Origin of the sequence: Brevibacterium album DSM 18261 (assembly GCF_000426445.1) — a bacterium.
Lineage (GTDB): Bacteria > Actinomycetota > Actinomycetes > Actinomycetales > Brevibacteriaceae > Brevibacterium > Brevibacterium album.
Genome location: NZ_KE384526.1, coordinates 673,819 through 686,658, shown reverse-complemented (window position 1 = coordinate 686,658; position 12,840 = coordinate 673,819). Strand labels below are relative to the sequence as shown.

12 protein-coding genes and 1 riboswitch are annotated in these 12,840 nt (G+C 72.3%); of the genes, 1 reads left to right on the top strand and 11 read right to left on the bottom strand.

Features of this window, described 5'->3' with window-relative positions; translation table 11 throughout:
• Nucleotides 1-69: 69 nt before the first annotated feature.
• From K318_RS0116780 to K318_RS0116770, 3 genes are all read right to left on the bottom strand, one after another.
• Nucleotides 70-1,635, bottom strand: coding sequence for a GMC family oxidoreductase (locus tag K318_RS0116780; protein ID WP_029090340.1), 1,566 nt, complete (start codon nt 1,633-1,635; stop codon nt 70-72).
• Nucleotides 1,636-1,645: 10 nt separating this feature from the next.
• Nucleotides 1,646-2,311, bottom strand: a complete 666-nt coding sequence (locus tag K318_RS22770; protein WP_211233349.1) for a hypothetical protein — start codon at nt 2,309-2,311, stop codon at nt 1,646-1,648.
• Between the two features lie 114 nt (nt 2,312-2,425).
• Entirely contained in the window at nt 2,426-3,187 is a 762-nt protein-coding gene (locus K318_RS0116770; protein ID WP_029090339.1) for an IclR family transcriptional regulator, read from the bottom strand.
• 199 nt (nt 3,188-3,386) lie between these two features.
• Here K318_RS0116770 and K318_RS0116765 point away from each other — a divergent pair, with 199 nt between their 5' ends.
• Nucleotides 3,387-3,707, top strand: a complete 321-nt coding sequence (locus K318_RS0116765; protein ID WP_029090338.1) for a putative quinol monooxygenase — start codon at nt 3,387-3,389, stop codon at nt 3,705-3,707.
• Nucleotides 3,708-3,874: 167 nt separating this feature from the next.
• Here the strand turns inward: K318_RS0116765 and K318_RS0116760 are convergent, their stop codons facing one another.
• The 8 genes from K318_RS0116760 to nadA form a co-directional block, all read right to left on the bottom strand.
• Nucleotides 3,875-4,744, bottom strand: coding sequence for an energy-coupling factor transporter transmembrane component T family protein (locus K318_RS0116760; protein WP_084500358.1), 870 nt, complete (start codon nt 4,742-4,744; stop codon nt 3,875-3,877).
• Nucleotides 4,737-6,365 carry an ABC transporter ATP-binding protein gene (locus K318_RS22765; RefSeq protein ID WP_084500357.1) on the bottom strand — a complete coding sequence of 543 codons (1,629 nt, stop codon included), beginning with the start codon at nt 6,363-6,365 and terminating at the stop codon, nt 4,737-4,739. The genes K318_RS0116760 and K318_RS22765 overlap by 8 nt, the downstream gene beginning before the upstream one ends.
• On the bottom strand, nt 6,362-7,033 hold the full coding sequence (locus K318_RS0116750) for an ECF transporter S component (RefSeq protein WP_029090336.1): 672 nt from the start codon (nt 7,031-7,033) through the stop codon (nt 6,362-6,364). Before K318_RS0116750 ends, K318_RS22765 begins: the two co-directional genes overlap by 4 nt.
• 286 nt (nt 7,034-7,319) lie before the next feature.
• Nucleotides 7,320-8,072, bottom strand: coding sequence for an ECF transporter S component (locus K318_RS22760; RefSeq protein WP_084500356.1), 753 nt, complete (start codon nt 8,070-8,072; stop codon nt 7,320-7,322).
• A gap of 29 nt (nt 8,073-8,101) precedes the next feature.
• Nucleotides 8,102-8,208, bottom strand: a riboswitch (TPP riboswitch).
• Nucleotides 8,209-8,263: 55 nt separating this feature from the next.
• Nucleotides 8,264-8,803, bottom strand: coding sequence for a DUF4916 domain-containing protein (locus K318_RS0116740; RefSeq protein WP_029090335.1), 540 nt, complete (start codon nt 8,801-8,803; stop codon nt 8,264-8,266).
• 179 nt (nt 8,804-8,982) lie between these two features.
• A complete protein-coding gene (locus K318_RS22755; protein WP_051298141.1) occupies nt 8,983-10,491 on the bottom strand; it encodes a cysteine desulfurase family protein in 1,509 nt (502 codons plus the stop codon).
• Complete coding sequence (gene nadC, locus K318_RS0116730) at nt 10,491-11,363, bottom strand: carboxylating nicotinate-nucleotide diphosphorylase (protein ID WP_245579932.1); 873 nt, start codon at nt 11,361-11,363, stop codon at nt 10,491-10,493. The genes K318_RS22755 and nadC overlap by 1 nt, the downstream gene beginning before the upstream one ends.
• Nucleotides 11,364-11,503: 140 nt before the next feature.
• On the bottom strand, nt 11,504-12,811 hold the full coding sequence (gene nadA / locus K318_RS0116725) for a quinolinate synthase NadA (protein ID WP_029090333.1): 1,308 nt from the start codon (nt 12,809-12,811) through the stop codon (nt 11,504-11,506).
• Between the last annotated feature and the right edge of the window lie 29 nt (nt 12,812-12,840).

Below are 12,840 nucleotides of genomic sequence, written 5' to 3'. Positions count from 1 at the left end.
ACGCGCCGCCGCAGTCGCGCCGCCGCGCCGAGCTTTCACGACCGGTGGAGGCCGACCCCCAGCCCCACCTCACACAGTGCCCGCCTTCAGCTGTTCGACGAGGTGATCGGCCTGCCGCATCGCGAGCGCCACGATGGTGAGCGTGGGGTTCGCCGCGGCGCCCGTGGTGAACTGCGAGCCGTCGGAGACGAACAGATTGGGCACATCGTGCGCGCGGCCGAACCTGTCGACCACCCCGTCCTCGGGCCTCTCGCTCATACGGCACGTGCCGAGGTTGTGCGTCGAGGGATAGGGCCGCGTGCGGTGCGTGGACAGTGCGCCCACCGCGTTGTACACAGCCTCGCCCCGGGAATACGCGTAGTCGCGCATCGTCATGTCATTGGCGTGGTCGTCGAAGTGGACGTTGGGCACCGGCAGCCCGTTGACATCCTGCGCGGAGGAGTTGAGCGTCACCCGGTTGGACGACTGCGGCATGTCCTCGCCCACGATCCACATGCCCGCCGTCCGAGCGTAGGCATCGAGTCTGTCCGTGAATGACTTCCCCCATTCGCCCGGCTCCACGAAGCTTGCGAGGAACGCCGGTCCCAGCGAGATCGTCTCCATGTAGAAGCCGCCGGAGAAGCCGCGCGAGGGATCGTGGACGGATTCGTCGGCGATGAGCCCGGCCATCGTCTCGCCGCGGTACATGCGCACGGGCTGCTCGAACTGCGCGTACACGGAGCCGGTGAGGTGGCGCATGTAGTTGCGACCCACCTGGCCCGAGGAGTTCGCGAGCCCGTTGGGGAACTGCGAGGTCGCGCTCAGCAGCAGGAGGCGCGGAGTCTCGATCGAGTTGCCCGCCACGCACACCACCGCTGCCGCCTGCCGGTGCATGCTCCCCTCCGCGTCGAGGTAGATGACCCCGTCGGCCCGGCCGGCGCTGTCGTGGGTGATCTGCACGGCAGTGGACTCCGGGCGCAGGTCCAGCAGCCCGGTCTCCAGCGCCCGCGGGATCTCCCGGACCATGGTGGACCACTTGGAGCCGTGCTTGTCCCCCTGGAAGTTGAAGCCGTCCTGGATGGAGGCGGGCCTGCCGTCGTAGGGCTCCGCGTTCGTGGCGTAGGGGCCCGTGGCGTAGTGCCGGTAGCCCACCCGTTCAGCGCCGCCCGCGAACACCTTGTAGTTGTTGTTCGCCGGCAGCGGCGGCCTGCCGTGGCGGTGGGTGGAGCCCATCGCCCTCTCCGCCCGGTCGTAGTAGGGTTCGAGCTCCTCCAGGGTGAGCGGCCAGTCCAGCAGGCTCGCCCCGTCGATGTGGCCGTAGGCGGACCGCGCCTTGAATTCGTGGGCCTTGAAGCGCGGCGTGGCCCCGGACCAGTGGGTGGTGGTGCCGCCCACGGCCTTGACGATCCAGGCGGGCAGATTGGGGAAGTCCCGGGCGATCTCCCAGGAGCCCGAGGTGGTCCGCGGGTCCAGCCAGGCCATCTGGTTGAACGCCTCCCACTCGAGGTTCATGTAGTCCTCGTTGCGGAGATAGGGACCCGCCTCGAGGACGACGACGGGGATGCCCTTCTTCGTGAGCTCGTGGGCGAGCGTGCCTCCGCCGGCTCCCGAACCGATGATGACGACGCTGGGCTCATTGCGGTCGATGCTCTTCATGGCGTGCTCCTCAGCGTCCGCTCTCGGAATCGGCGGGCGGGGTCGTACCCGCCTGCGATGTCGTGTCCGTGGGGTCCGGGACCGGTGCCGAACGGGCCGTGCCCGCGGCCTCGCTCGCCGCCTCGGACTCGGCCGCCGTGCTCGGGGCCGCGCCCCTGGGCCCTGCCGCGACCGGCCCGGCGCTTCCCACGATGTCCGGCAGGGGGTCCCCGTCGTACTCCTCGATGCGCGGCTCCGGCAGCCAGTCGAGGTCGTCGAAGCCCCGTTCGATGTAGCCGCCCCTGTCATAGGAGGGCCCCTCATAGCCCAGTGCCTCCCAGACCTCCTCGTCCTCGTACATCTCGAGCACGGTGGTGCGGCGGATGTAGTCGAAGAAGTCGGTGTGCTGGACCTGTTTGAGCGCGGCGAGGGCGGCGCTCCCCTCCAGCGCGGTGAAGTCTCCGCCGGCGGAGGTGTTGAGCGTCTCGACGCCCTGCAGCAGCCGGATGCGGAACCAGGTGGCGTCATCGGCCATCGTGATGAGCTTGTCCGCCATCCGCTCGTAGGGGCCGTCCGGCACCGTCTCGTGGGGGAAGGCGACCTTGATGATCCGGACGAGCACCCTCCGCGCGTGCTCGGTGAACTCCATCTGGTTGAGCTGGGGGTACTTGGACGGGAGCGGCCTGAAGTCCGACATCGTCCCTCCTTCGCGTCGTCATCGACAGCGGTCGTCGCTGACCGTGTGGGGCCAGGCTAAGGAGGGGAGCGTCAGCAGGGTAAGGGGCGCGTATCGGCCAGTGAGAACGGCGCCTCAGTCGCGGCCGAGGCGGTAGATGCGCCCGGCCCTGCTCGCCGCCGAGCGGACGAGGTGCTCGATGTGCCGCTCCTGTCCGCGGTACGCCGTCATCGGTGCCGAGACGGCCACGGAGCCCAGCAGCGTCCCGGAGGCGGAGCTGAAGGGGGCGGCCACGCAGGCCGTCCCCGCCTGGAACTCCTCCCGCTCCCAGGCGAGCCCGGCCTCGGCGACGGTCTGCAGTTCCGCCGCCAGTGCGCGTGGGTCGGTGACCGTGTGCGGGGTGAGCGCGCGGAGGGTCATCGCCTCCAGCGTGTCCTCCCGGCCGGCTGCGCAGGCCGCGGCGAGACCGAGCTTGCCGAACGCCGTCGCGTGCGGATTCTCCCGGAAGCCGAACCGCATGGGCCGCAGCCGTGGAGCCTGCGGGGAGTCGACCACGTGGACGAGGACGAAGTCCGCGCCGCGGTGCAGAGCGAGGTAGGAGGCCATGCCCGTCTGGGTGTGGAGGTTGGCGATCTCGCGGCGCACCTGCGGGTCCAGGCCCAGGTCCTCGTGGAGGCGCACGGCCAGCCGGTGGAGCTGATAGCCGAGGGCGAAGCGGCTCTCCTCGCGCAGGTGCACGAGGTACTCCACCTCGCACAGCTCACGGGTGATCCGGTAGACGGTGGGCAGTGGGAGGCCGGTTGCGGCCGCGATCCCCCGCGCGGTGGAGCTGCCCTCTGCGACGGCGTCGATGACGGCCACGGCTCGCTGGAGGGTTCCGGGGGTGCTCGCGCTCATGGGTGGATTGTGGCACAGCCCCGGCCTCTCACTGATCGAGAGACCGGGCATGACAGGGTGAGCGGGGTGTGGTGGAGTGGAGACGTCCAGGTCCTGGACGGGAGCGGAGAATTCCGGCCGGGGCGCAGATCGTGTCACAAGCGTGTCGTTGCCGGGTGTCTGCACTCGTGATCCGCGCGAATACAGGGAAGGAACCCCCATGTACTTCATCGTCGTCAAGTACCAGGTCAAGCCGGAGTCCGTGGACGCCTGGCCGGAGATCGTCCGCGAGTTCACCGAGGCCACGCGCGCGGAGCCGGGCAACCTCTTCTTCGAGTGGTCGAAGAGCCTCGAGGCGGAGGACGAGTACGTGCTCGTCGAGGCCTTCACGGACGAGGGCGCGGAGCCGCACGTCACGAGCGATCACTTCGCCAAGGGCCTCGAGGCGATGCGTCCGCACCTCGTGCGCACCCCGCAGATCGTCTCCCGCCAGGTGGACGGCGAGGGCTGGGACGCGATGGGCGAGCTGCAGATCGACTGAGCGCAGGGGCGCACAGAACGCCGCTTTGAAGACATGACGCCCACTTCTTCCGCAGACACCCGGGTATCGGTCGAAATGCTTGGGTGTTCATGGGAGAAGTGGGCGTCCTGTCGAGCGAACTGGGCGTCTGCGTGAGAAGTGGGTGTCTTCGCGCATCCGCTCCCGTCTCATGTGAGGATGAGCCGCCAGGCCCCCGCGACCACCGCTGCTCCGATGGAGAGCGCGCTGAAGACGCACGCACCGGCCACCAGCCAGGCATCGCGGGCGTGGAACCGGGAGATCCGCGACCACGTCCGTGCCCGCGTGCCGAACCCGCGGCCCTCCATCGCCATCGCCAGCCGTGTGCCCCGGCGGATCGCCTGCACGAGCAGCGCGAACGCGAGCGGCACCAGCGCCCGGACCCGGCCGAGCGGCGAATCCGCGCCGATGCCCCGCGTGCGGCGGGCCAGCACGAGCGTCTTCCACTCCTCGACGAACAGGGTCACGAGGCGTGCGGCGGCGAGCGCGGAGAGGACGAAGCGCTCGGGGAGGCGCAGGTGCTGGACGAGGGCATCGGCGAGGTCCGTGGGGTCCGTCGTCGCCGCGACGCACACGCCTGGAAGTGCGAGCGCGAGGGCACGCAGGGTGATCGCCGCCCCCGCGGACAGTGAGTCCGTGGTGACCAGATACGGTCCCAGGTCGAGGAGCACCGCACCGGTCTTCTCCGCCATGATCGCCGTCGCCCAGCCCGCGAGGAGGGCGGCCACCGGCAGGAACCACAGCCTGCGGATCAGCGCGCCCACGTCCAGTCCGCTCGCCGGCACCGCGATGACCGCGAGCAGCGCGAACATGACCCCGGCGGAGACCAGGTCGATGCTCAGCAGCACGCCCAGCATGAGGACGACGACGGCGGCGAGCTTCGCGACCGGATTCGCCCGCGAGACCGGGGTCTGCCGCCGCAGCGGCACGAGCAGGTCCTGGACGGGTGCGGCGGCCTCCCCGGAGAAGCTGCGCGCGCGTCCCGCCGATCCCGCCGAGTGCGTGAGCGCCTCAGACATGCGGTGTCCCCTCGTTCCGTGCGGCGGTCCCGCCGCGGGCGGAGCCGTCCTGTGCCGAGCCGTCCTGTGCCGAGCGGTCCCCCGCGCAGCCCCGGCCGCATGCGCTGAACTCGAGCCGGTCAGCCCCCAGCGCGGTCGCGAACGCCTCATCGTGCGTGACCGCGACGACCGCCCGGCCCCCGTCCAGCTCCTCCGCGAACATCGCTGCGAGCTCCCGCCACGTGAGGGCGTCCTGTCCGAAGGTCGGCTCGTCCACCACCAGCACCTGCGGGGCCGCCGCGAGCATGCACGCGACGGACAGCCTGCGCTTCTCCCCGCCGGAGAGCGTCTGCGGATGGGCCTGCGCCAGCTCCGTGAGCCGCAGCCGCGTGAGCAGCTCCTCCACCCGCTCGGCGATGCGGCTCTTCGCCCATCCCGCCCGGTGCGGCCCGAACCCCAGTTCGTCCGCGACGGTGTGCCGCAGGAACTGGTGCTCGGCCTCCTGGAAGACCATCCCGATCCGGGTGACGAGCGCCCGCGACCTCCACCGGGAGGGCTGGGCCGAACGCGGACGGCGGGGACCGGCCAGCAGGGACTCGGAAGCGCGCGCCGCGCCCGAGGCCTCGGGCAGCAGCCCGGCCAGCGTCAGGGCGGCCGTGGACTTCCCCGCTCCGTTGGGCCCGGTGAGCGCGAGTGCGCGTCCCGAGCGCACCTCGGCGGAGACGACGGCGACGGGCGGGCCGCCGGTGCGGGCGACGGCGACCTCCTCGGCGGTCAGCAGCACCTCGCCGGGGGAGGGGAGCCCGCCCGCACCGGAGCCGGGCACAGCCCTACCGGACACGGCGGGAGCACCGCCGGACCCCGAGGCGCGTCCCGCCCCTGTGCGCAGGCACGGGACCGCAGTGCCCGGCAGCCAGAGCCCCGCGCCTTCGAGGAGCGAGCGCAGCGCGGCATCCCCGAGCACCGTCTCCGGCGCGCCGTCGGCGACCACTCCGTCCGTGCCCAGCACGATCATCCGGTCCACATGGTCGGCCCAGATCTCGAGCCGGTGCTCGACGACCACCATCGTGGCACCCGAGCGCGCCTGTGCCGCCAGCACTGCGTCCCGGACCGCGGGCACGGCGGCGGGGTCGAGGTTCGCGGTGGGCTCGTCGAGGACGATGACGCCGGGATCCATCGCGAGCACGCCCGCGATCGCCAGCCGCTGCTTCTGCCCGCCCGAGAGCGCACGGGTGGGATGTGCCGCGTCCACCGGCAGTCCCACGGTCTCGAGCGCCTCGCGCACCCGGCCCGGGATCCTGTCCGCGGGCACGCCCAGGTTCTCCATGCCGAAGGCGACGTCATCGCCCACCCGGGCGAGGATCACCTGCGAATCGGGGTCCTGCAGCACGAGCCCCGCGACCCCGCGCGCGGCCGCGGGCGGCGCATCGCCCACGAGGAGCGAGCCGCGGCTGTCGCCGGATTCCTCCGGCAGCACCCCGGCGATCGCGTGGAGGAGTGTGGACTTCCCCGCGCCCGAGGCCCCGGCCAGGAGCACGCGCTCGCCGGCCTCGATGCGCAGGTCCAGTCCGGACAGCGCCGGGCGCGCCCGGCCCGAATGCGTCCACCCGAAACCGCGGGCGGTGATGGGCAGCGCCGTCATGCGGTCGCGCTTCCGGGTGCGTACCTGCCCGAGGCGAAGGCGGACAGCGCGCCGGTGGGCAGGAGCGCGCGGTAGATGAGCCAGGAGAGGCCGCCGGCCAGCACGATGCCGCTGATCCAGCCGAGGACGGCGTAGACGAGCATCTGGTCGAGCGACCACGCCGCGTTGAAGATGATGTTGTCCCCGATCGACATCGCGACCCCGGCACCCAGACCGGCCGCGAGCGTCGTCCACAGCGTGTGTCCGGAGGCCGCGGGCTTGCCCTGACGGAGCCGGCGACGGCGCAGCCACCAGAAGACCACCTCGGCGCCGAGGCCCTGGAGGGCGCCGGTGAGGAGGATGACCATGCCGAACCGCGAACCGGCCGCGGCCTCCGTGGCCGCGGCGATCATCTCGCAGAACAGCGCGGCGCCCGGCTTGCGGATGAGCAGACCGCCGAGGGGCGCGGCGAGCACCCACATGCCCGCGATGAGCCCGCGCAGCGGCGGGTAGGCGGCGAACCACGCGTCGAACACCGGTGAGAGCACGGACCAGCCCAGGAACACCACGCCCACCGCGACGCCGAGAATCGCGGTGACGACGATGTCGACGACCCGCCAGCGGGTGCCCGCGCTCCCGGGGGAGGGGGCACGGCCGGAGGGGCTGTCGGCGGCGGGGTGCGGAGTCATGTCTGCGACACCTGGTCCTTCTTGTCTGGGGGCGGTGTGCCCGGTGGGCGGAGGCGGATCGGACAGGGTGAGGGTGCATCGGGCGGGGCGGCGGGTCGGGCGGTGCTGTGAGCGGTGCGGCGGACCTGCCCCTCATTGACGCTCCGACACAGCGAACTGTGCTGGTACAAGTGTGGGGCAGGCGGCACTGCTGCCGGAGGCAGGGGCACGGGACGATGCATGAGCGACGCCGCTCCGAGGCCGTGTCCCCGCGCCTCGGCGTGAGTACCGGGAGACCGCTGGGGCGCTAGATTCTGCGCGCCGTGCGACCGGAGGAGAGCGAGGCCAGCGCGCCGGTGCGGGCCAGGGCGCGCATGAGCAGCCAGGAGCCGAGTCCTGCGATCACGACGGAGCTCGCGATCCCGAGCACGGCGTAGACGGCCTGGAATGCGGGCGCCCACGCCGCGTAGTACATGACGATCTCGCCCGCTGTGAGCCCCACGCCCGCGAGCGCTCCGGACAGCAGCGCGGTGGGCAGGCCGAACCGGCGGTAGCGCAGGAGGGCGAAGGCGAGTTCGGCGCCCAGGCCCTGCAGCAGGCCCGAGATGATGACCGTCGCCCCGAAGTGCGAGCCCAGGACGGCCTCGGTGACGGCGGCGAGCAGCTCGCAGACGAGCGCCGCGCCCGGCCTGCGGACGATGAGGGCGGCGAGCGGCCCCGCGAGCACCCACACGCCTCCGAACAGCCCCATGAGCGGCGGGAACGCCATCGTCCAGAGCTCGAAGACGGACCATGCCGCGGCCCAGGCCCAGAACACGAGGCCGACCGCGAAGCCCAGGACGGCGGTGACGACGATGTCGACGATCCGCCAGCGGCTCGCCGGGGTGCGCGGTGCGCTCGCCTCGGCTGCGCTCGCCTCGGCTGCGGCCGGAACGGTGCGGGCTGCGGCCGAGGGCGCTGGCGATGCGGTCTCCGCCGCGCTTGCCGAGGCCGCCTGGGCGGATGCGCCGGTGGGTGCACCCGTGGGGGTGCGGGAAGGATCGGACGCGGTGTTCCGCATGTGTGTGCCTCCTGAAACGTGACAGGAGGGGATGAAGAGTCTCGACTTCCTTCGGCGGTACTAGCCGCATCAGGTTCGAGGGTCTGCGATGCTCGCACTCTCAGCGCCCCTGTACGGCGCTCCCCTGTCGTGTGCTCACGAGTATAGCCGCATCGCACTTGCGCGCCGCGGTGCCCCCGCGGGCGAGGTCGTCAGGGGAGGAGGCCGAGATGCGCGAGCGCGGCGCGGACGATGTGCTCCTGCCCGTGCATCATCTCGGCGACGACGTCGTGGCGCACGGCCTCGGCGGGTGTGAGCCAGTCGAGGCTGAGCGCGTCCCGGCGGGGTTCGCACACCCCCATCACCGGCAGGACGTAGCACAGCGCGACGGCGTGCTGGCGGGGATCGACGTAGCGCGATTCGCCCTCCGTGGGGAAGTACTCCGCGACGTGGAAGGGGGTGAGCGCGACCGGCAGCGTGGGCAGTGCCAGTGTGCCGAGATCCTTCTCCGCGTGCCGCAGCAGCGCCGAGCGCAGGGGCTCGTGGTAGCGCACGCGCCCGCCGACGATCTCGCGCCCGATCGTCCCGTCCGGCAGCGTCCGCAGCAGCAGTCCGATCCGCGCCGCCGCACCGTCGTCGTCCAGCTGCACCGGCACGCCGTGCACATAGGGCAGCGGCATGCGCCTGCGGATCAGGGCGATCTCGTCCGGTTCGAGCCAGTTCTCGTCGAAGTCGAGGGCAGTGCGGGTCATGGCATCAATCGTGCCACAACGAGACGGTCTGCCGTGACGTGCGGCACATCGACACGGGCCCCGAGGCGGCCGCGGGAAGACGAGGCCCGTGTCTGCAGTGGGGCTGCCGGTCCCGCAGCGACCTCCGGGCGACTGGGTCTCAAGCGGCTCAGCCCGGATCGGCGATCCCGCGCCGACCCTCAGCGGCCCGCGCCGACCTCTGCGCCGAGGCCCGCGACGGCACGCACCGCTCCCGAGACGGCCTCGGCGACGGCGGGCAGATCCGCATCCGTGAGATCGGGGCCGAAGCTCATGCGCACGGCGCTGCGGGCCGCGTCCGGGCTCAGACCCATCGCGAGGAGGACGTGGCTGGGCTCCGTGGAGCCGGCATGGCAGGCCGAACCGGAGGAGCACAGCACTCCCCGCTCCTCGAGCTCCATGAGCAGGGTCTCGCCGCCGAGGCCGGGGAAGGCGAACGAGGCGATGTGCGGCGAGCGCCGGGCGGGATCGCTCGGCCCGGTGGCTCGGGCGCGTCCGCCGGCGGCAGCGAGCACCGTCGCCTCGAGCCGCTCCCGCAGCCGGTGCTGTTCGCACAGCGGGCCGTGCTCGCTCTGCGCACGCGGAGAGCGCCGCTCGTCTGGTTCGGCGTGCGCGGTGCCTCCGCGCGATTCCTGCAGCTCTGCTGCCTGAGTGCGCACAGCCTGCCCGAGCGCGTCCTGCAGCGCTGCTGCCGTGCCCAGTGCGTTCGCGACCCCGGGTGTGCCCGCGCGCCTTCCGCTCTCCTGCGCCCCGGGCATGAGCGGGACGAAGGGCGTGCCGGGGGCGAGGCGGAGCACCCCCGCCCCCTGCGGGCCGCCGAACTTGTGCGCCGAGAGCGTGAGCGCATCCGCCAGCCGGGCGAGCTCCTCGAGGTCCGTCGCGCCCACGGCGGCGACGGCGTCCGTGAGCAGCCGCGCTCCCGCGGCATGGGCGAGGGCCGCGACCTCCGCGAGAGGCTGGATCGTCCCCACCTCGTTGTTCACGGCCTGCACCGCGACGAGGGCGCACGTGCGGGCGGGGGAGGAGGAGCCCGTTGGCGGCAACGCCGGGCCGGGCGAGGGCAGAGCTGTGGTTTCGTCCCCTTCTCCTCCGTGGTCGTTCCCGGTGCCGCCCGGCCCAGGTCCGGGCGGCAGTGATCCGCCCGCTCCAGGCAGTCCCAGCTCCCGGGCGAGCACCGCGAGGTCCACGGCCCCCTCGCGGTCCACCGGCAGCGTCACCAGCTCGAAGCCCTCGCGCTCGGCCAGTTGCGCGGCAGGGGCGAGCACCGAGGAGTGTTCCACGGCGCTCACGAGCAGGCGCGTGCGGCGGGGATCGCGGTCACGGGCGGCGCGGGCCATGCCCATCACGGCCGCGGCATTGGCCTCCGAGCCGCCCGAGGTGAACATGATCTCCTCGGCGCGCACCCGGAAGGTGCTTGTCGCAGTGCCGGTGGTGCCGCCTCCGAAGTCACCGGCGTCGTGCTCCCCGGCGCGCCCCTGGGTCTCAGCGCTCCCGTCCGTGCTCAGAACCTCCGCCACGAGCGCACGCGCAGCCTCCAGCGCGTCCGCCATCTGCCTTCCGGCCGCGTGGACGCTTGCGGGATTGCCCAGGCCGCCGGTCAGCCACGGGTGCATGGCATCGAGTGCGGCCTGGGACAGCGGCGCCGAGGCCGCGTGATCGAGGTAGAGCATCAGCCGCCTCCGTGGTCCGCCGGGACCGTGTCGAGACCCAGGTCGAGGTTCCGCACCGAATGCGTGAGGGCCCCCACGGAGATGACGTCCACACCCGCCTCCGCGAGGGCCCGCACCGTCTCCAGGCTGACGCCGCCGCTGGCCTCGACGAGCGCGCGCCCGGCGATCACCCCGATGCCGGTGACCAGCTCGGCGGGAGTGAAATTGTCCAGCATGATGGTGTCCACGCCCGCCGCGGCGACCGCCTCGATCTGCTCGAGCCGGTCCACTTCGACCTCCACATGCGTCGTGTGGCCCAGCCTCGCCCGGCCGGCCCGCAGCGCCGCCGTGAGCTGCGCGCCCTCGCCCAGCAGCGCCACGTGGTTGTCCTTGAGCATGACCGCATCGGAGAGGCCGTCACGGTGGTTGGCACCCCCGCCGCAGCGCACGGCGTACCGTTCCAGCGCGCGCAGGCCGGGTGTGGTCTTGCGGGTGTCCGTGATCCGCACGGGCGCGCCCGTGGCCGCCGAGGCGCATCCGGCCACCGCTTCCATGTACCGGCGTGTGAGAGCGGCGATGGCGCACATGCGCTGCAGCAGGTTGAGCGCGGTGCGCTCGGCCAGCAGCACGGTGTGCGCCGGACCTTCCACGGTGAGGAGCGTGTCCCCTGCGGAGAAGGGGGCGGCCTCGGGGACGGTCTGCTCGACGCGGCACTCACCGGTGCCGCCGTGCTCCGCGGCGGCCGCCGCGACTGCGGCGAACATCACTCCTCCGGCCATGATCCCCGCCTCGCGGGCGATGACCGCCGTGCAGGTCCACAGGTCTGCGGGCACGAAGGCCTGCGCCGTCACATCACCGCGCGGTGCATCCTCGGCCAGCGCCTCGCGTGCCACTCGCTGAACCACCTCGGCCGGAGGCGGGGGCACAGGCCACGTGCCCGCCGAGTGAGCGCTTTCTGTGGCTTTCAGCCCCGGATTCCGACAGGAAGTGCTCACTTGCGAGGGCGAGGGCGAGGGAGGGAGAGGGGCGGTGCTCATCTCGGCACCGCTTCCAGCATGCGGTCGAGGGCGAGGCGGGCTTCGGCGGCCTCGGCCTCGGGCACCGTGATCCGGTTGACCACCTCGCCGCGCACCAGGGATTCGAGCACCCAGGCGAGATAGGCGGGGTGGATGCGGTACATCGTGGAGCAGGGGCAGACCACGGGATCGAGGCAGAAGATCGTGTGCTCGGGGTGCTCCGCGGCGAGTCTGCCCACCATCGTGATCTCCGTGCCGATGGCGAAGGTCGAACCGGGCGGCGCGGATTCCACGGCGCGGCGGATGTGGTCGGTGGAGCCGGACTCGTCGGCGGCGTCGACCACCTCCATGGGGCACTCGGGGTGGACGATCACCCGCACATCGGGGTGCTGGGCGCGGGCGGCTGAGATCTGGTCCACCGTGAAGCGCTTGTGCACGGAGCAGAAGCCGTGCCAGAGGATCACCTGCGAGTCCTCCAGCGAGGCGACGGTGTTCCCGTTCCCTCCGTACGGCCGGCCCGGCGACCACAGGGGCATCCGCTCCAGCCCGATCCCCATCGCCCGGGCGGTGTTCCTGCCCAGGTGCTGATCGGGGAAGAACAGGACGCGGTGGGCCTTCTCGAATGCCCTCTCCAGCACGACCGCGGCATTGGAGGACGTGCACACGATCCCGCCGTGCCGGCCCACGAAGGCCTTGAGCGCGGCCGAGCAGTTCATGTACGTGATGGGCATGACCGGCACCTTCCCGGTCTCGTCCGGGGCATCGAGATCGCCCAGGACCTCCGTGAGCTGCGCCCAGCAGTCCTCCACCCCGGCGACATCGGCCATGTCCGCCATCGAGCAGCCGGCGGCGAGATTGGGCAGGATGACGGCCTGGTCGTCGCGGGAGAGGACATCGGCGGTCTCGGCCATGAAGTGGACGCCGCAGAAGACGATGTACTCGGCCTCCTCGCGGCTGAGCGCCGCCCGCGCCAGCTGGAAGGAATCTCCCAGGAAGTCCGCGTGGGCCACGATCTCATCGCGCTGGTAGAAGTGGCCCAGCACCACCACGCGCTCGCCCAGCTCCTCACGCGCGGCGGTGATGCGCGCGTGCAGCGTGGCGTCGTCGAGCTCCCGGTACTCCTCGGGGATGGGTCCCTGGACCGGCGCCGAGGCCGGGGCCCGGTCCGCCTGTGAGGCGCCGGGGCCATAGGCAGGGCCCCGGCGGTCCACCGTCCACGGGTCCGCGGCGAGGTCCGGACTGCACGAGGAAGAGGCAGCTGCGGTGCCGCGGGCCGCGGCAGTGGGGCGGGCGTGCAGTGTCGGCATGGGCAGAGAGGTCGTCATCGGCGCTCCTGGGGGCTGGATATGCGGTG